Raw genomic sequence first — 17,538 nt, forward strand, 5'->3', positions numbered from 1 at the left:
CGAACACCGCATGAAACACGCCCCCGGCTGGGCCGTGCGCGCACTACCCGACGGACGCATCCAATGGATCACCCCCACCGGGCACCGCTACCACAGCCACCCCCACGACTACCGCACCGACGACGAAATGCCACCCGACAAGACCACCACCCGCAACGGCCTGCCGAAAGACCTCACCGCACGGCTGGAACGCATCCAACGCGCCCGCCGCACCACTGTCCTGTGGGACGGCGAGGCCATCCCCGACGACGACGAGGCCCCACCCTTCTGAAGCGCCATTGGCGGTCGGCTCGCGAAGACGGCTGCCCGACAGCCCCTGGGCGGTCCAGAACCTCGCGGAGTCTCCGCCCGGGGCCGCTGCTCGGCGTCTCTCGCCTGCGGGCTTGCGCGGCAGTCGACAGGCCGGCCTCGAATGATCAACCGGATGGGGTGAACAGCCTGTCCAGGTGGTGATCGATGGCGGCGAGGGCGTCCTGGGGCTCGATCACGTCGAGTTCGAGGAGGGTGGTGAAGCCGGTGAGGGCGAGCAGCAGGTCGGTCTCGACCACCGGGTCGCGATCCGGGTCGATGTGCCCGTCGGCGATCGCCTGGCGGACCAACTCCTCGACCATGGCCCGCCCGTGGAGGAGGCCGTCGCGCGCCCGCGCGTGAACGCCGTCGTCGTGCAGCGCCTCCAGGACGTAGGCGGCGCTCATCCGGCTGGTGGCCCGGGCGTCGGGGTGCAGAGGGAGCATCTCGGTGAGCATCAGCCGCAGGACGTCGCGGGGGTGTGCGGGGTGGCCGAGGCTGTGGAGCCCCCGCTCGACGCGTAGCGCGTTCTGTTCGGAGGCGAAGTCCATGGCGAAGGAGAGCATCGCCGTCCGGGACGAGAAGTAGTGCTGCAGTTGCCCGAGGGAGATGTTCGCCTCGCGCGCAACGTTGCGCATCGTCGCGTGCGTGAGGCCGTGCTGCTCCACCACCCGCCACAGAGCCCGGGCGATCGTCTCGCGGCGTTCCCGGTGATCGACGTGCTTTGGCATTCCGGCTCTCCTGCCCGTTTCAATACGGCTGACATAATACGATCGACTTGGAACGTCGCCGGGGGGAGTGGCATGTCTTATCGGGCTGGAGGGCCTCGCATACCTACGACGGAGGGCGTGGTGGAGGGCCGGTGGCGGACGGGGCTGGCCGAGTTCCGCGGCATCGCCTACGCCCGCCCCCCGGTGGGGGAACTCCGCTTTGCCGCGCCCGCTGCGCCGTCACGCTGGGAAGGGACGAGGCGGGCCACGGAGTTCGGGCCTCCGCCACCGCAGTCCGGGCCGGTCCAGGCGGAGTCGGCACGGGACGCGGACTGGCTGACGCTCAACGTCTGCACCCCCGACCCGGGCGTGGCAGGGCTGCCGGTCCTGGTGTGGATCCCCGGCGGCGCCTACATCACGGCGGTGGGCAGCGATCCGACGTACGACCCGGCGGGGCTCTGCGAGGCGGGGCTCGTCGTGGTGAGCCTCAACTACCGGGTGGGCGTGGAGGGGTTCGCTCTCCTGGACGGCGCTCCGCCCAACCGGGGGCTCTTGGACCAGGTAGCCGCGTTGGGGTGGGTGCAGCGGAACATCGCGCGCTTCGGAGGCGACCCCGCCCGGGTCACGGTGGCAGGGCAGTCCGCCGGAGCGGGGTCGATCGCCGCCCTGCTCACGATGGAGCCGGCGCGCGGACTGTTCCGCCGGGCCATCACCCACTCCGTGCCGGGAAACTACTGCTCGCGTGCACTCGCGGAGCAGGTTGCGGCCGCCCTCGCCGACCGGCGCGGGAGGGCGCCCACATCGACGGCCCTGAGCGAGGTCGATCCCTGGCGGCTGGCCGACGAGCTCACCGCCCTCAACGCCGACCTGTCCGCCGACCGCGAGCACTGGGGACGGCTCGCCCAGGTGGGCGTGGCCGCGTGCCCGGTCGTCGACGGCGACGTCCTGTCAGAAACTCCCTGGTCCGCCTTGACCGGCGGCCGTGCGAGCGGAGTCGAACTCCTCGTCGGCCATACCCGCGACGAGTTCCGGCTGTTCACCGTCATGGCCGGGCGGGTCGGCACGTTCACCGACCAGGATGCGCACACCGCCCTCGACCTGTTCGCCCCGCCCCCGGACGGCGCGGACGCCTACCGCGCCGCGTTCCCGCGGGCCACCCCGGAGGAACTGCTCGAAACCGTCTCCTCCGACGCTCTCTTCCGGATGCCGTCGCTGCACCTGGCCCGGGCGAACGCGGTGGCGGGTGGCACCTCGTTCCTCTTCGAGCTGTGCCTGGCCTCACGGACTTTCGGTGGGGTCCTGGGCGCATGTCACAGCCTCGATGTCTCCCTCGCCTTCGGCACGCTGGACAGCCCCACCGGCAGGCAGGTGTTCGGCGACCCACCCAGCCCCGAGGTCCTCAGGGTGTCGCAGGAGCTCCAGCAGGCGTGGGCCCGCTTCGCCGCCACCGGCGACCCCGGATGGGCTGCACACCGCCCCGATCAGCGCCTCACCCGGGTCCTGGACGCCCGGTCGAGGACCACCCCCTACCCCGAAGAGGCCTCACGCCAGATCTGGGAGGACCACACGCCGGCCCGGTTCGACATCGGGACGAGCTCAGCTTGATCTTCAATGGTCCGTCCGACCGGAAGCGTCGTTCGCACCGCCGGGTCACAGTGCCCGTTCCTCGACGAGCCCCGCCACCCGTCGGGCGCTGCCGAGCGCCCGGGCCCCGGTGCTGACCAGGGCCAGGACCACGATCCCGGCACCGAGGCCCAGCAGGAGCCACCAGACGCCGGTCGCCGCGCCGGTGAAGGCCGCGCCGCCGGCGGCCGCGCTCGATCCCATGATCGTGCCGGCGATGGCGACGCCGAGGGTCGTGCCGGTCTGCCGGCCCACGGAGGCCGTCGCCGCCGCCACCCCGGCCATGGAGCGCGGCATGCCGGAGACCGCCGTGTTCGTGATCGGCGGGTTGACGGCGCCCAGGAAGACGCCGAAGAGCAGGTAGGTCGCGAGCACGGCCGGGAGCGGGGTGGCCGGTCCGATCCACGTGGACGCCAGGCCGCCCAGCGCGAGCGCGGCCCCGGCGACGAGGAGCGGCAACCGGGGACCGCGCGCTCCGACCAGCCACCCGGTGACCGGCGAGAGGGCGATGATCAGCACCCCGACCGGGAGCAGGGACAGGCCTGCCGCCAGCGCGGACATGCCTCGCACGTCCTGCAGGTACTGCGGCGTGACGAACAGGAACGCGCCGAACCCGCACAGCGCGAAGAGCGCCATCAGGATCGCCCCGCTGAACGGCATGCTGCGGAACAGGCGCAGGTCCAGCAGCGGGTCTGCGCGGCGCGGTTCGTAGGCCAGGATGCCCAGCACCGCGAGCGCGGCGACGGCGAGCAGCCCCAGGACGAGCGGGGAGGTCCAGCCGGACGCGTGGGACTCGATGATCGCGGAGACGACCCCGGTGAGCACGAGGACCACCAGGAGCTGCCCTACCGGGTCGAACCGGCGCGCCCGGGGGGCCCGGGACTCGGGGACGAAGAGCCGGGTGCACCCGATCGCGGCGGCCACGATCGGCACGTTGATCCAGAAGACGGAGCGCCAGCCGATGCCGTCGACCAGGGCGCCGCCGAGGATCGGGCCCAGCGCGAGCGACAGGCCCGACATCGAACCGAACACGCCGATCGCCCGCGCGCGCTCGGCCGGGTCGGGGAAGGTCGTGGCGACGATCGCCATCGCCACCGGGTTGAGCATCGTCCCGCCGACGGCCTGCAGCGCCCGCGCCGCGATCAGCCACCCGATGCTCGGCGCCAGCCCGCACAGCAGCGAGCCGAGCCCGAAGACGGCGAGGCCGACCTGGAAGATCCGCTTGCGGCCGAACCGGTCGGCGGTGGAGCCGGCCAGGAGGAGGAACCCGGCCAGCACCAGGGTGTACGCGTCGACCGTCCACTGCAGGCCGGACACCGACGCGTTCAGGTCCTGGCGGATCGCGGGCAGCGCGGTGTTGACGATGGAGATGTCCATCACCACCACGACGATGCTGGCGCAACAGATCGCCAGCACGAGGAGCCGGCGGCGGCGCCCGAGCTCGCCTGTCACGGTGTCCTGCACCGCGGGAGTACTCATGCCGTCGACGCTAGAATTGAGAGCGTGCTCGAAGTCAAGCAGCCCGTCCCGGAATCGGGTGTGACCATCGCCGAGGCGGCCCGCCGCACCGGCGTCAGCGTCCACACCCTGCGCTACTACGAGCGCGCCGGCCTCATCGTCACCAGCGTCGACCGCACCGCGAGCGGGCGGCGGCGCTACCGCAAGCTGGACCTGGACTGGATCAAGATCTGCAGCAAGCTGCGGGCCACCGGCATGCCCATCCGCGGCATCCGGCGCTACGCCCAGCTCGTCTCGGCCGGCCACGGCAACGAGCCGGACCGGCTCGCCCTGCTCGAGTCCCACCGGGCCGAGGTGCTCGCCAGGATCGCGGAGCTCCAGCAGAACCTCGAGCTCATCGACCACAAGATCGACGTGTACCGGGGCCGGCTCGCCGCGGGTGAGGCCGACCGCTTCTGGGCCCCGACGGCCTAACGGACGGCAAGCCGCACGGGCAGCGACTCCCATGCGCGCAGGGTGTTGTTGTGGTGGCGCCGGCTCGGTCCGGCGGGCTCGATCGTCGCGACGCGCCGGACGAGGGCGGTGAGCAGCGCCTCCGCCTCGAGCCGCGCCACGTGCTGGCCCACGCACTGGTGGATGCCCATCCCGAACCCGACGTGCCCGGACGGGTCGCGGGACAGGTCGAAGGCGTCGGGGTCGGCCCAGCGGCGGGGATCGCGGTTCGCGGCCGCGAGGAACATCAGGATCTTGCGGCCCCGCGGGACGATGGCGCCGTCCGTGGTCGCGACGTCGGTGGTCGCGGTCCGGAAGAACGTCTGCACCGGCGACTCCCAGCGCACGGCCTCGTCGAACGCCACCCGTGCGAGCCGGGGTTCGGCGCGCAGGCGCGCCCACTGCGCCGGGTGCGTGGCGAACGCGTGGAGCACGGCGCCGAGGCCGTGGACGGTGGTGTCGACGCCTGCGGTGAGGAGCGAGCGGACGACGAGCGGCGCCTGCTCGTGCGTGATCTCGCCGCGGTCGGCGGCCTCCCAGATCCGGGCGCCGAACCCGTCCGGGGCGAGCTCATCGCGTGCGCACCGCGCGTTCACCCACGCCGACAGCTCCGCCACCCGGGGTGCGCCCTTCGCGACCAGGTCATTGCTCGGGCCGAACGCGTTGAACGCGTGCTCGCCGTAGGGCAGCAGGTTCTCCCGCCCGTCCGGCGGCAGCCCGACGGCGTCCGGGAACACCCGCAGCGGGAACGCCTCGGCGAGCGCCGGGACGGCGTCCAGCTCGGTGTCCCCGCCGGCGAGGAGCCGCTCCACCAGGTCGTCGGCCGCGGCGGCCCACCGCTCGCGCAGCCGGCGCAGCGCCCGCGCGCCGAGGATCCCGGAGAGCACGCGGCGGGGCGCGTCGTGGCGCGGCGGGTCGGCCTCGAGGAGCAGGCTCGGCGGGCGCCACGGTGTCTCGTGACGGAAGTTGGACAGGCCGACCCCGGCTCCGGACTCGAAGCCCTGCCAGTTCGTCAGCGCGGCGTGCACCTGCTCGTGCCGCGCGAACGCGTAGACGTCGTACCTGGTCAGGTACACGACCGGCCCCGCGTCCCGCAGCCGCGCGTGCAGCGGCAGCGGGTCCTCGAGGACGCCGTGCGCGAACGGGTCGGCGGCGCTGGTGGGCACCCCCGGCGGGGCGGACGTGGGCGCGGTGGTCACGGGAGCCTCCTAGAGATCGAGCACGAGCCGGTCGTCGCAGGAGCGCGACACGCAGGGGAACATGCAGTCCCCCGCGGCGCGCTCGTGGTCGGCGAGGATCGAGTCGCGGTGGTCGGGGCGGCCGGAGAGCACCGTCGTCTCGCAGGTGCCGCAGGTCCCCTGCCGGCAGGACGACAGCACGTCGACGCCCGCGGCGCGCACGGCGTCCAGCACGGAGACGCCCGGCGACACGTCCACCACGACGCCTGCGCGGGCCAGCTCCACCGCGAACGGGCCGGAGCGGGCGGGGGCGCCCTGGTCCTTCGGGACGAAGCGTTCGAGGTGGAGCGTGTGCGCGGGCCACCCGGCGCACACCCGCTCCATCGCGGCGAGCAGGGGCGCCGGGCCGCAGCTGTACACCTTGACGCCCGACCGCGGCTCGCCGAGGAACGTCGTGAGGTCGAGCAGGCCGTGCTCGTCCTGCGGGACGAGCTGCACGCGGTCGCCGTAGGCCGAGAGCTCGTCGCGGAACGCCATGGACCGCCGTGTCCGGCCGCCGTAGAGGAGCCCCCAGTCGGCGCCGAGGAGGTCGGCCTGGTGGATCATCGGCAGGAGCGGGGTGATCCCGATCCCGCCGGCGACGAAGAGGTAGGACCCCGACGGGACGAGCGCGAAGTTGTTGCGGGGACCGCCGACACCGACGGCGTCACCCGGCGCGAGCACGTCGTGCACGTAGGCGGAGCCACCGCGGCCGTCGGGTTCGCGCAGCACGCCGACCCGGTAGACGTGGGCGTCGAAGCGGTCCCCGCAGAGCGAGTACTGGCGGGTTGCCCCGGAGGGGAGCACGAGGTCGATGTGCGCGCCCGGGGTCCAGTCCGGCAGCCTTCGCCCGTCCGGGCGGGCGAGCGTCAGCGAGACCACGCCGTCGGCCTCGGGGGTCTTGGCCACGACCTCGAGCGAAACGACGTCGTTCATCCAGGCAGGATCGGCGAGCTCGTCGCCGGGCCGGTACGGCGTTCTCAATCAATGAGAGGCCAGTACGCGCGCGATCCCCCGTGCGGCCGCCATCAGGGCCGGGACGTGCAGGTAGGCGTTGCCGTCGTTCGGCACGACCGCCCCGAGCGCCGCCACCACCGCGCCCGAGCCGTCCCGCACCGGCACCGCCACGCCCGTGGCGTCGAGGTGGTAGAAGCCGGCGCACAGCGCGTACCCCTGCCGGCGGACGTCCGCGAGCATCTCCCGCACCTGCCCGGGCCGGGTGGGCGTGCGTGCCGTGAACCGCCGCAGCGGTGCGGCGAGGACGCGTTCCTGCTGCTCCGCCGGGGCGTGCGCGAGCAGCACGATCCCCGACGCGGACGCGTGCAGGTCGAGCCGCCCCGCGATCCGCGTGTAGTTGATCACCGCGTTCGGTGCGGACATCCGCTCGACGAACAGCACCTCGTCGCCGTCGAGCACCCCCAGCTGGACGTGCTGCCCGATCACCGCGTGCAGGTCCTCGAGGAAGGGCATCGCGGCCTCGCGCAACGACAGCGTGGGCGAGGCCCGCTGGGCCAGCTCCCACATCCGCACGCCGACGCGGACGGCACCCTCGCTGCGAACCAGCAGGCCGTGCGCGGCGAGCTCGGCGATCAGCCGCGAGGCGGTGGCGACGGGCAACGCGGAACGCCGGGCGATCTCGGTGACCGAGAGCGCCGGCTCGTCCGTGGTGAACGCCTCCAGCACCCGCACCACCCGGGCGACCACCGACTCCCCCGTCCGCACCCGCGGCATTCGTGCAGGCTACGGCGTCGCCCTCACGAACGCGGCGAGGTCGGCCGACTGCCGCAGCCTGCTCGGTTCGTGCACGTACATCATGTGCCCGGCCTCGTAGTAGCGGACCTCGATCCGGTCGCGCAGCTCGTCGGGGATCGGGAGCACCGCGAGCACCTGCTCGGCGGCGGAGTACGGGGTGGCGCCGTCGTGGTAACCGCAGGCCACGTGGACGCGCAGGTGCGGGTTGGTGCGCATCGCCGCCGACAGCTTCCCGACCACCGAGACGGCGCGGCCCTCGAACTCCTTGTACGACCACGGCTGCACCCGGCCGGTGAGGATCTCGTAGGGCAGGTCGTTCGAGTAGCCGAGCGTGGTGCGCACATGGGAGTTGATCGCGGCCGTGTACGGGCCCGTGATCGCGGCGATCGACGGGTCGTGGCCGGGCACCTCGCCGCCGTCGTCGGCCTCCCAGCCGGTGAACCGGCCGTCGATCCGCCCGATCGTGCGCCCCGACCCGCGCAGCAGCTCCCGGAAGAAGCGCTGGTGCTCGATCCGCAGCCGAACCCGGCGGACGTAGCCCTCGTCGAGCCCGGACAGGGCCGCGAGCCGGGCGGCGACGCGGTCGAGATCGGCTGCGGGTAGCCGGTTGCCCTGGGCGAGGGCCCACGGGTAGTCGCCAGTGGCGAAGTCGGTGGCGTCCGCGAGGACCTCGGGGAGCGTCCGGCCCGGGTGCAGGCCGTGGTGGTGGGCGATCGCCGCGTACGTCGGCAGGAACAGCGGGTACGGCCGGTCGTTGCCCTCGGTGAACCGGATCGTGCCCATGTCGAGCACGCTCGAGATCAGCATCAGCCCGTTCACGTACATGCCGTACCGGTCCTGCAGGTGCTCGGCGAGCGCGGCGGCGCGCAGCGTGCCGTACGACTCGCCGGCGAGGAACTTGGGCGAGAGCCAGCGCTCGTTGCGCGTGACCCACAGCCGGATCACCTCGCCGACGGTCTCCACGTCCCCGGTGTAGCCGTGGAAGTCGGCCGGCTTGCCACCCTCCACGGCGCGGGAGTAGCCGGTGGAGACCGGGTCGACGAACACGAGGTCGGAGTGGACGAGCAGCGACTCCTCGTTGTCGGTGAGCCCCCACGGCGGCGGCGTGAGCGCCCCGGCGTCGCCCATCACGACGCGCCGGGGCCCGAAGAGCCCCATGTGCAGCCACACGCTGGACGAGCCGGGCCCGCCGTTGAACGCGATGGTGACCGGCCGCGTGCCCGGCTCGGCGCCGTCGACGGTGTAGGCGACGACGAAGACCTCGGCGTGCGGTTCGTGGCCGTCGAACGTGCCGTCGGTGTGCTTCTCCTTGCGCACGACGATCCGGCCCGCCGTCGCGGTGTACGCCAGCTCGCCGTCCGGCCCGCGCACCGTGTGCGAGGTGGTGACCAGGTCGTCGGTCGGCGGTTCGGGCTTGTCGTTCCGGAGATCTTCGTCGGCCACGTGCCGACACTAGAACGCTCGGGTGGCGGTCCGCCGCGCCCAGACCGCGAACAGCAACAGTGCGAGCAGGGGGAAGGCGACGCCGGCGGTGAGCGCCGTCGAGATGCCGGTCGCCGCGCCGGAGGCGTCGGCGGTCTCGGCGAAGACGGTCGACAGGACCGCGAGCCCCACGGATCCACCGAGCTGCTGCATGGCCTGGTTCAGGCTGGAGGCGGCACCGAGGTGCGCACGCGGGGCGTTGTGCATGACCACCCCGGTGAGCGGGGCGATGGTGAGGCCGGCGCCCAGACCGAGCAGCAGGAACGGGCCGAACAGCCCGTCGAGGTAGCCGCTGCCGGGCGTGAGGCGGGACATCCACGCCAGGCCTGCCAGCAGGCCGAACATGCCGATGGATCCGACGACGCGTTCCCCGTAACGGGTCACCAGCCGGCTGACCGTGACGTTGGTGGTGAGCATGCCGGCCGTGAAGGGCAGCACGGACAGGCCCGTCTGCAGGGGCGTGAAGCCCAGGACGCCCTGGGTGTAGAGGGCGGCGAAGTAGAGGAAGCCGAACTGGCCGGCCGGGATCAGCATCATCGCCAGGAGCGGCGCGGCGCCCGCCATGCTCGTGAAGAACGTCAGCGGGACCACCGGTGCCCCGTGCCGCCGCTCGGTCAGCACCAACGCCACCAGTGCGGCTGCGGCCACGAGGAACGACGCGACCACCGGCGCGCTCGCCCAGCCCCGGTCGGCCGCCGCGGTCAGGCCGTGGACCACCGCCAGCATCCCGATCGTGGAGGTCAGCGCCCCGCCGACGTCGAGCCGACCGGGGTGGCGGTCCGCCTCGGGCACCAGCGCCCGGACGCCGAGGAACACCACGGTGCCGATCGGGACGTTGACGAACATGACCCACTCCCAGCCGAGGCCGGAGGTCAGCGCCCCGCCCAGGAGCAGCCCGAGTGCGGCGCCGAGCCCGATCGACACGACGAACAGCGACATCGCGTGAGCCCGCTGCGCGCCCGGCTCGGTGATCGACATCAGCAGCACCAGCGTGCTGGGCGCCGCGAGCGCCGCGCCGACGCCCTGCAGGACGCGCGCCGCGATCAGCATTCCCGGGGTGGCGGCCAGCCCACCGAAGACGGAGGCCGCGACGAAGACGGAGATCCCGATCAGCATCGCCCGCCGCGGACCGATGATCGACCCCACCCGGCCGCTCAGCAGGACCAGCCCGCCGAAGACCAGCGCGTAGGACGTCACGACCCACGACAGGCCCACCGCGGAGAAGCCGAGCTCGTCCCGGATCACGGGCAGTGCGACGTTGACGACGGTGTTGTCGATCACCAGCGTCACCTGCATCAAGGTCAGCACCAGTACCGATGCGTACGGCAGCCGGGCGGCGGGCCGGTCCGCACCGGTGGCGGTCGGGGGCACCATGTCGATCCTCACTCCTCGTGGCACCGGACGTCCGCCGGGCTCGTGGAGTCTCAACCGACCGTTGCCGGTCCTGATCCGTGTCTTGCCGGAACGGCAAGAAGCGCGGATCGGCGGGAGAGCAGCGGTGCGAAGGCCCTGTCGATCGGGTCGAGGGTCTTCGGCGCCGCGGCGCAGGTGGCGGCCTCGGTGTAGCGGATCGGGAAGGCCGGCCCGCCTGCATCGTCATCTGTCCTGGTCGCCCCCGGACGGACCGCCACCTCGATGCCGTCATCCGCGCGATGAGGGCCGGGGGCCCGCTTCCTACCGTCGATGACGTGCCCCCCGAGAGCCTCGCCGCCGCGATCGCCCGCGCCGGAAGCCCGGTCGAGCTGCTCCGGAACGCCGCGACGCCGGCCCACACCTTCCCGATCACGCCCGAGTTCACGAACTGGCGCTCCGAGCAACGGGCATGGGCGCGGACGTGCGCGCTGCTCGACCAGTCCCACCACATGACCGACCTGTTCCTCGAGGGCCCGGACGCGCAGCGCCTGCTCGCTGGGCTCGCGGTGAACACCTTCGCGAACTTCGGCGTGAACAGGGCCAAGCAGTTCGTCGCCGTCAACGCGGACGGCCACCTGATCGGCGACGCCATCCTCTTCCACCTGGAGGACGAGCTCTACGACCTGGTCGGGCACCCCATGGTGATCGACTGGGTGCAGTTCCACCTGGAGACGGGCGACCACGACGCAAGGGCCGAGCGCGACGACAACTCCGCCGTGCGGTCCGGGCCGCCCCGGCTCTACCGCTACGAGCTGCAGGGCCCCACCGCGGCCGCGGTGATCGAGCGGGCCACCGGCGCTCCGCTCCCCGCGACGAAGTTCTTCCACATGGCCGAGTTCACGATCGCAGGCCGGCCGGTCCGAGGCCTGCGTCACGGGATGGCCGGGCAGCCGGGCTTCGAGCTGTTCGGACCGTGGGCGGACGGCGACGCCGTGCTGAGCGCCCTGCTCGAGGCCGGGAAGGAGCACGGACTCGTCCGGGCGGGCGCGAAGGCCTACTCGACGGCGAACCTGGAGTCCGGCTGGGTGCCTGCACCCCTCCCGGCGATCTTCGCCGACGACCCGCATCTCGCGGCCTACCGCGAGTGGCTGCCGGCCACGGCCGTCGGGTCGCTCGGCGGCAGCGTCGACGCCACCGACATCGCCGACCACTACCTCACGCCGTACGACATCGGCTACGACCGCACCGTCCGGTTCGACCACGACTTCGTCGGCCGCGCCGCCCTGGAGCGGATCGCCGGGGCGCCCCCGCGCCGGAAGGTCACCCTCGTCTGGAACCCCGACGACGTCGCCGCCGCGATCGGCTCGCTGTTCGCGAAGGGCCCGGGCGCGAAGCACCTCGAGCTGCCCAAGGCGCGCTACGCCCTGCACCAGCAGGACAAGGTCCTGATCGGTGGTGGCGACGGCGCCGAGCAGGTGGGCGTCTCCCTCGATTGCGGCTACATCGCGAACGAGCGGGCCATGGTCTCGCTCGCCACCGTCGACGTCGCCCACAGCAGGCCGGGCACCGAGGTCGTCGTGCTGTGGGGCGAGGAGCCCAACTCCGCGAAGCCGCAGGTCGAGGAGCACCGGCTCTGGAAGATCCGGGCCACCGTCGCCCCGGCCCCGTACGTGCAGTTCGCCCGCGACCAGTACCGGGGGAAATGATGTCCACAGAGACCAACGACCGAGCCACCAACGACCGAGCCACCAACGAGCCCGCCACCAACGAGCCCGCCACCCGCTCCGAACCGGTCCTCTCGCGGCGGGAGACGCTGGTCCGGGCGTTGCGGAACGCCAGCTACGAGATCCTCCCGTTCAAGAAGACCGAGGCGGCCGTACTCGAGCACGTCCCCCAGGACGTCCCGCTGACCGTCACCACGACGGAGGCGAAGGGCCTCGGCCCCACCGTCGACCTGGCCGTGCGCCTCTCCCGCCACGGGTACCAAGCGGCCCCCCACCTCGCGGCCCGGCTCGTCCGCGACGACGCGCACCTCGCCGACCTCGTCGCGGAGTTGCGCGAGGCGGACGTGCGCAGCGTCTTCGTGATCGGCGGGGACGCGGCGGAGCCCGCCGGCACGTTCCCCGACGCACTGAGCCTCCTGCAGCGCCTCGACGAGATCGGGCACCCCTTCTCGACCGTGGGCGTCGGCGGCTACCCCGAGGGGCACGGCCACATCAGCGACGACCTGATCGAGAAGGCCCTCGAGCAGAAGGCCCCGCACGCGACTCAGGTCATCACGCAGCTCTGCTTCGACGCCGACACCACGGTGAGCTGGGCCCGCACGATCCAGGCCCGCGGTGTCGGCCTGCCCGTGCGCGTCGGCATCCCCGGCGCCGTGAGCCGCCAGAAGCTCGTGCGGATCACGGCCGGGATCGGGCTCGGCCAGTCCGCCCGCTTCCTCAAGAAGCAGCAGAGCATGCTCTGGCGGTTCTTCCTGCCGGGCGGCTACAGCCCCAACCGGCTCATCCGCAGGCTCACCCCCAGCTTCGGTGAGCCGCACAGCAACCTGGCAGGGTTCCACGTCTTCACCTTCAACGAGTTGGAGAAGACGCAGACATGGCGCAAGGAATGGCTCGCCCGCCTGGAGGCCTCGTGACCACCGACCGCCCTGGTCGGCGCTCAGTTGAACAGCGCTGCGTTCTGACGCTGTCCTGCCCCGACACGCTCGGCATCGTGCACGCCGTCTCCGGGTTCCTCGTGAAGCACGGGTGCACGATCCGGGAGAGCCAGCAGTTCGACGACCCGGACAGCGGCACGTTCTTCATGCGGGTGCAGTTCGCCCGCGCGGACGGAGGCGAGCTCGACGTCGCCGCCCTGCGCGCCGCCTTCACCGGCGTGTCGGCCCGGTTCGGCATGACGTGGCGCCTGGTCGACGCCTCCGAGCGCCAGCGCGTGCTGATCATGGTCAGCAAGTTCGCGCACTGCCTCAACGACCTGCTGTTCCGCACGTCGGTCGGCGAGCTCAACCTCGACGTCGTCGCCGTGGTGTCCAACCATCCCGACCTGGGCCGGCTCGCCGAGAACTACGACGTGCCGTTCCGGCACATCCCCGTCACCGCCGACACGAAGCCCGATGCCGAGGCGGCGCTGCTCGACATGGTCCGCGAGGAGCGGATCGACCTCGTGGTGCTCGCCCGCTACATGCAGATCCTCTCCGACGACCTGTGCAAGCAGCTGGAGGGGCGGGCCATCAACATCCACCACTCGATGCTGCCCAGCTTCAAGGGCGCCCGCCCGTACCACCAGGCGCACGCCCGCGGCGTCAAGGTCATCGGCGCCACCGCCCACTACGTCACCGCCGACCTCGACGAGGGCCCGATCATCGAGCAGGAGCTCATGCGGGTGGACCACACCATGAGCGCGGAGGAGTTCGCCGCCCACGGCCGCGAGGTGGAATGCCGGGCACTGGCCCGCGCCGTCCGCTGGCACACGGAGAACCGCGTGGCCCTCAACGGCACGAAGACGGTGGTCCTGCACTAGCTCGGCGCCACCAGGCCCTCTCGCACCGCGACGAGCGCGGCCTGGGTGCGGGAGGTCAGGTTCAGCTTGCCCAGCACGTTGCTCACGTGCGTGCGGGCCGTCCGTTCGCTGATCACGAGCTCGGCCGCGATCTCCTTGTTGGACAGGCCCGCCGCCACGAGGACGAGGATCTCGCGCTCCCGGGCGGTGAGGGCGGCCAGGCCGCTGCGCGGGCCGCGGATCTCCTGGGCGAGGCGCCGGGCGACGGCGGCGTCGAGGAACACCTCGTCGCGGGCCGCGGCGTACAGCGCGGCCGCGAGCTCCGCCGCCCCGGCGTCCTTGAGCAGGTAGCCGGCGGCGCCGCTCTGCAGCGCCGCGTGCACCCGCTCGTTCTCCCCGAAGCTCGTCAGGATCACCACCCGCACCGACGGGAACCGCCGCGCGATCTCGGCGGTGGCGGCGACCCCGTCCATGCGGGGCATCTGCAGGTCCATGAGCGCGACGTCCGGCAGCGCCCCGGCGGCGTTCAGGGCGTCGAGCTTGTCGAGGGCGTCCCTGCCGTCGACGGCCTCGCCCGCCACCTCGACGTCGTCGAGCACGTCGAGGTAGGAGACCACGCCGCGCCGGACCACGGAGTGGTCGTCGACGACGAGTACCCGCAGGGCGCTCATCGTTCAGACCAGGTGCCGCACGAGGATCGTGGCGACGCACGCCGGCTTGGCGGTGCCCTCCACCGTGATCGTCACGGTGATGGCGGGCTGGACGCCGCCCGTCACCTCGGTGACGGCGTCGAGCACGGCGGAAGCGCGGACCTTGCTCCCCACCGGCACCGGCGACGGGAAGCGGACGCGCTCGCAGCCGTAGTTGACCACCATCCGGAAGCCGGTGAACTCGACGATCTCGGGCATCAACCGCGGGATCAGCGACAGGGTGAGGTACCCGTGGGCGATGGTGCCGCCGAACGGGCCGTCCTTCGCCCGCTCCGGGTCCACGTGGATCCACTGGTGGTCCGCGGTGGCCTCCGCGAACCGGTCCACGGCCTGCTGGGTGATCTCGTACAGCTCGCTGCGGCCCAGCTCCTCCCCGGTCGGCAGCGCGCGGACCCCCTCGATGCCGTCGACCACCAGCGCGGCCACGTCAGTTCCCATCCCGGTCGGCCGGGGCAGGCGCGAACTCCTGCAGCTCACCCTTCAGCTCGCCGGCGAACAGGTCGCGCACCGCCTCCGGGGTCCAGCCGCCCGGCCGCAGCTGCTCGGCGACCTGGCCGGGGTGCGTCCACAGGGCGATGCGGTCGCCGCCCACGGCGATCGCCTGGCCGGTGACCGCGGACGAGTCGGCCGACGCCAGGTACACGACGAGCGGAGCGACGTCGTCGGGCGTGCCGAGGCCGCGCCTGCGGACGTCCGCCGGGACGGGCTCACCCCGGTCGGCCTTCTCGACGAGCTCCCCGAGGCCGGGGATGGTCGCGACCATGCGGGTGAGCGCGGTCGGGACGATGGCGTTCACCGTCACGCCGATCTTCGTGTGCTCCACGGCCCAGGTGCGCATCATGGCGACGATCGCGCCCTTCGACGCGGAGTAGGCGGTCTGGCCGAAGCTCGCCCGCTGCCCGGCCGGGGAACCGACCAGGATCAGCCGACCGCCCTCGCCCTGCTCCCGGAACCGCTTGACGGCGGCGCGGCCGCAGGTGAAGGTGCCGCGCAGGTGGCTGGTGACCACCAGGTCGAAGTCCTCGTCCGTGGTGTTGCGCAGCGTCCTGTCGCGCAGCGCCCCCGCGTTCGTGATCATCACGTCGAGCCGGCCGAACTCGTCGACGGCCCGGGCGACGAGCGCGTCGGCGATCTCGGACCCGCCCACGGCGCCGACCTCGGCCACCGCGTTCCCGCCGGCGTCGACGATCGCCGCCACCGTCTCGTCGGCCACGTCCGCGTCGAGGTCGTTGACCACCACGGATGCACCCGCGGCGGCGAGCGCCCGCGCGTAGGAGCGGCCGAGGCCGCGCCCGGCCCCGGTGACCACGGCAACCCTGCCGTCGAGCATGGAGTTCCTCCTCAGTTGTCGACCCTCTCGTGGGGCACGGAGACCGGGAGCGGGATGACGGCCCGCACGGACGTACCGGCCCCCGATCGGGGCCGGACGCGCAGCGTGCCGCCCCACCGTTCCGCGCGTTCACGCATGCTCGTCAGCCCGTACCGGTCCGACGTGCCGGGACCGGTGGCCGCGCGGGCGGCGCGCACGCCGCGCCCGTCGTCGGCGACGGTCACGGTCAGCACGTGGTCCCTGATCGCGACGCGGACGGTCACGGCACACGCCTCGGCGTGCTTGACGACGTTGTGGATTGCCTCGGCGACGATCCGGTAGGCGTCCTCGGCGACCTCGGAGCCCACCTCGCCGAGACCATCCCCGACGACCAGGTCGAACCGCAGGCCCGTCCGGTTGCCGGTGCTCTCGACGAGCGCCCGGACCGCCTCCCCCAGCCCGATCTGCGCCGACGTCGACGGCCGCAGCTCGTGGACCATCGCCCGCAGGTCGGCGAGCACGGTCTTCGACAGGTCCTCGATCTCGCCGGCGATCCGCCGCACGTTCTCCGCGGGCACCGCGCCGCCCCGGCCGCCCAGCACGGCGAGCGACTTCGCCTGCATCCCCACCGAGAACACCTGCTGCACGATCGAGTCGTGCAGGTCGCGGGCCAGGCGCTGGCGCTCCTCCCGGCGGGCGAGCGCGCGCTCCTCGTGCAGCAGCGCGGCGTAGTCCACCGCCACCGCGGCCTGCTCGGCCATCGCCACCAGGAACTCCAGCGTGGACCGGCCGACGACCTGTCCCGGCGCGAAGAACGCGTTCATCACGCCCTCCGTCCGACCGCGGATCATCAGCGGGACGCTGGCGAACGAGTCCCACTCGAGCTCGCTGAGGTACTCCCGCAGCGGCTCCCACGCGGGGTCGTCCTTGATCATGCGCCAGCGGTGCGGCACCACCACCGGTTCCCGCTGGTCGAGCGCGTCGAGCATGCGCAACGTCCCACCGCGTTCCCGGCAGCGCATGAGGCGGTCGAAGAAGTCCGGCCACCGCCCGAACCCGGCGGAACCCATGATCTGCAGGGTCCGGCCGGCGCCGTCGAAGGTGATGATCTGGACGGCCGCGAGCGCGTCGGCCAGCACGACCTCGCGGGCCAGCGCGTCGAGCATCGCCGTGACCGACCGGGCCGACGTGAGCGTCGCCGACGCCCGCGCGATCGCCGCCACCCGCCGCTGCCGGTGCCGCTCCGCGGTGACGTCGCGGAAGGCGACGACCGTGGCGCGGCCCGGTCCGGGCAGCGGCCGGGCGCGGTAGGCGAACTCCCGGCGGACGCCCGCGGCGGGAACCCAGATCGACACCTGCTCGGCGGGCTCGTCCTCGAGCAGTCCCGCCGCGCCCGCCGGTGCGGGGCGGGCGAGCTCGAACGGCGCCGGCATGCCGACGAGGTCGTCCGGGCTGCGCCCGCACAGCTCCACCGCTGCGGCGTTCAGCTGGACGAAGCGGCCCTCGCCGTCCACGACCGCGAGCCCGTCGGGAGCGTGCTCGGTGAGCTCCGACCAGTCCACGAGCGGTCCACCGGCCGGCGCGACGGCGACTCCGGAACCTCGACCGGGCATCCGACCTCCTCCCGGCCTCTCCCTGTCCGG

At 72.9% G+C, this 17,538-nt stretch carries 16 protein-coding genes and 1 pseudogene; 6 read left to right on the forward strand and 11 right to left on the reverse strand.

The genetic code is table 11. The features are described from left to right. Positions 1-271 (forward strand): annotated as a pseudogene (locus ABEA81_RS39010) (hypothetical protein); the annotation flags it as partial. Between the two features lie 145 nt (positions 272-416). Here ABEA81_RS39010 and ABEA81_RS39015 read toward each other — a convergent pair. Continuing rightward, positions 417-1,019, reverse strand: a complete 603-nt coding sequence (locus tag ABEA81_RS39015) for a TetR/AcrR family transcriptional regulator (protein WP_345612562.1) — start codon at positions 1,017-1,019, stop codon at positions 417-419. 72 nt (positions 1,020-1,091) lie between these two features. Here ABEA81_RS39015 and ABEA81_RS39020 point away from each other — a divergent pair, with 72 nt between their 5' ends. Then, the gene (locus tag ABEA81_RS39020) at positions 1,092-2,603 is read left to right on the forward strand and encodes a carboxylesterase/lipase family protein (protein WP_345612564.1); all 1,512 of its coding nucleotides are present in this window, start codon (positions 1,092-1,094) and stop codon (positions 2,601-2,603) included. A 45-nt stretch (positions 2,604-2,648) separates the two neighbouring features. Here ABEA81_RS39020 and ABEA81_RS39025 read toward each other — a convergent pair whose 3' ends face one another. Continuing rightward, the gene (locus ABEA81_RS39025; RefSeq protein WP_345612566.1) at positions 2,649-4,100 is read right to left on the reverse strand and encodes an MFS transporter; all 1,452 of its coding nucleotides are present in this window, start codon (positions 4,098-4,100) and stop codon (positions 2,649-2,651) included. A 24-nt stretch (positions 4,101-4,124) separates the two neighbouring features. Between ABEA81_RS39025 and ABEA81_RS39030 the strand changes: the two genes are divergently transcribed. Beyond that, positions 4,125-4,553, forward strand: a complete 429-nt coding sequence (locus tag ABEA81_RS39030) for a MerR family transcriptional regulator (RefSeq protein WP_345612568.1) — start codon at positions 4,125-4,127, stop codon at positions 4,551-4,553. Here ABEA81_RS39030 and ABEA81_RS39035 read toward each other — a convergent pair. From ABEA81_RS39035 to ABEA81_RS39055, 5 genes are read right to left on the reverse strand one after another with little or no spacing between them, the layout of a single operon-like run. Further along, positions 4,550-5,770 carry a cytochrome P450 gene (locus tag ABEA81_RS39035; RefSeq protein ID WP_345612570.1) on the reverse strand — a complete coding sequence of 407 codons (1,221 nt, stop codon included), beginning with the start codon at positions 5,768-5,770 and terminating at the stop codon, positions 4,550-4,552. The genes ABEA81_RS39030 and ABEA81_RS39035 overlap by 4 nt on opposite strands. 9 nt (positions 5,771-5,779) lie before the next feature. Continuing rightward, a complete protein-coding gene (locus tag ABEA81_RS39040) occupies positions 5,780-6,724 on the reverse strand; it encodes a PDR/VanB family oxidoreductase (RefSeq protein WP_345612572.1) in 945 nt (314 codons plus the stop codon). A 48-nt stretch (positions 6,725-6,772) separates the two neighbouring features. Continuing rightward, positions 6,773-7,519, reverse strand: coding sequence for an IclR family transcriptional regulator (locus ABEA81_RS39045; RefSeq protein ID WP_345612574.1), 747 nt, complete (start codon positions 7,517-7,519; stop codon positions 6,773-6,775). 9 nt (positions 7,520-7,528) lie between these two features. After that, on the reverse strand, positions 7,529-8,983 hold the full coding sequence (locus ABEA81_RS39050; RefSeq protein WP_345612575.1) for a S10 family peptidase: 1,455 nt from the start codon (positions 8,981-8,983) through the stop codon (positions 7,529-7,531). Between the two features lie 9 nt (positions 8,984-8,992). Then, positions 8,993-10,396, reverse strand: coding sequence for an MFS transporter (locus ABEA81_RS39055; RefSeq protein ID WP_345612577.1), 1,404 nt, complete (start codon positions 10,394-10,396; stop codon positions 8,993-8,995). Between the two features lie 314 nt (positions 10,397-10,710). Between ABEA81_RS39055 and ABEA81_RS39060 the strand changes: the two genes are divergently transcribed. Genes ABEA81_RS39060 through purU form a run of 3 tightly spaced genes read left to right on the forward strand, consistent with a single transcriptional unit; the run spans position 10,711 to position 13,897 of the window. After that, positions 10,711-12,081, forward strand: coding sequence for an aminomethyl transferase family protein (locus ABEA81_RS39060; protein WP_345612579.1), 1,371 nt, complete (start codon positions 10,711-10,713; stop codon positions 12,079-12,081). Beyond that, positions 12,081-13,013 carry a methylenetetrahydrofolate reductase gene (locus ABEA81_RS39065; protein WP_345612581.1) on the forward strand — a complete coding sequence of 311 codons (933 nt, stop codon included), beginning with the start codon at positions 12,081-12,083 and terminating at the stop codon, positions 13,011-13,013. Before ABEA81_RS39060 ends, ABEA81_RS39065 begins: the two co-directional genes overlap by 1 nt. After that, on the forward strand, positions 13,010-13,897 hold the full coding sequence (purU, locus tag ABEA81_RS39070) for a formyltetrahydrofolate deformylase (protein WP_345612583.1): 888 nt from the start codon (positions 13,010-13,012) through the stop codon (positions 13,895-13,897). Before ABEA81_RS39065 ends, purU begins: the two co-directional genes overlap by 4 nt. On the opposite strand, the gene ABEA81_RS39075 is transcribed toward purU, so the two are convergent. From ABEA81_RS39075 to ABEA81_RS39090, 4 genes are read right to left on the reverse strand one after another with little or no spacing between them, the layout of a single operon-like run. Next, complete coding sequence (locus ABEA81_RS39075; protein ID WP_345612585.1) at positions 13,894-14,547, reverse strand: response regulator transcription factor; 654 nt, start codon at positions 14,545-14,547, stop codon at positions 13,894-13,896. The genes purU and ABEA81_RS39075 overlap by 4 nt on opposite strands. 3 nt (positions 14,548-14,550) lie before the next feature. Further along, complete coding sequence (locus ABEA81_RS39080; protein ID WP_345612587.1) at positions 14,551-15,024, reverse strand: MaoC family dehydratase; 474 nt, start codon at positions 15,022-15,024, stop codon at positions 14,551-14,553. Further along, positions 15,014-15,916: an SDR family NAD(P)-dependent oxidoreductase gene (locus ABEA81_RS39085; RefSeq protein WP_345612590.1), complete on the reverse strand. Its 903-nt coding sequence runs from the start codon at positions 15,914-15,916 to the stop codon at positions 15,014-15,016. The genes ABEA81_RS39080 and ABEA81_RS39085 overlap by 11 nt, the downstream gene beginning before the upstream one ends. Before the next feature lie 11 nt (positions 15,917-15,927). Further along, positions 15,928-17,508, reverse strand: a complete 1,581-nt coding sequence (locus ABEA81_RS39090; RefSeq protein WP_345612592.1) for a histidine kinase — start codon at positions 17,506-17,508, stop codon at positions 15,928-15,930. Between the last annotated feature and the right edge of the window lie 30 nt (positions 17,509-17,538).

The organism is Pseudonocardia adelaidensis (genome assembly GCF_039543345.1).
GTDB lineage: Bacteria > Actinomycetota > Actinomycetes > Mycobacteriales > Pseudonocardiaceae > Pseudonocardia > Pseudonocardia adelaidensis.

Bases quoted from the DNA above. Each gene is read 5' to 3' on its own strand.
- ABEA81_RS39025 (WP_345612566.1), bottom strand. From the start codon at position 4,100: ATGAGTACTCCCGCGGTGCAGGACACCGTGACAGGCGAGCTCGGGCGC.
- ABEA81_RS39055 (WP_345612577.1), bottom strand. From the start codon at position 10,396: ATGGTGCCCCCGACCGCCACCGGTGCGGACCGGCCCGCCGCCCGGCTG.
- ABEA81_RS39020 (WP_345612564.1), top strand. From the start codon at position 1,092: ATGTCTTATCGGGCTGGAGGGCCTCGCATACCTACGACGGAGGGCGTG.
- ABEA81_RS39075 (WP_345612585.1), bottom strand. From the start codon at position 14,547: ATGAGCGCCCTGCGGGTACTCGTCGTCGACGACCACTCCGTGGTCCGG.
- ABEA81_RS39015 (WP_345612562.1), bottom strand. From the start codon at position 1,019: ATGCCAAAGCACGTCGATCACCGGGAACGCCGCGAGACGATCGCCCGG.
- ABEA81_RS39085 (WP_345612590.1), bottom strand. From the start codon at position 15,916: ATGCTCGACGGCAGGGTTGCCGTGGTCACCGGGGCCGGGCGCGGCCTC.
- ABEA81_RS39040 (WP_345612572.1), bottom strand. From the start codon at position 6,724: ATGAACGACGTCGTTTCGCTCGAGGTCGTGGCCAAGACCCCCGAGGCC.
- ABEA81_RS39090 (WP_345612592.1), bottom strand. From the start codon at position 17,508: ATGCCCGGTCGAGGTTCCGGAGTCGCCGTCGCGCCGGCCGGTGGACCG.
- ABEA81_RS39065 (WP_345612581.1), top strand. From the start codon at position 12,081: ATGTCCACAGAGACCAACGACCGAGCCACCAACGACCGAGCCACCAAC.
- ABEA81_RS39080 (WP_345612587.1), bottom strand. From the start codon at position 15,024: ATGGGAACTGACGTGGCCGCGCTGGTGGTCGACGGCATCGAGGGGGTC.
- ABEA81_RS39045 (WP_345612574.1), bottom strand. From the start codon at position 7,519: ATGCCGCGGGTGCGGACGGGGGAGTCGGTGGTCGCCCGGGTGGTGCGG.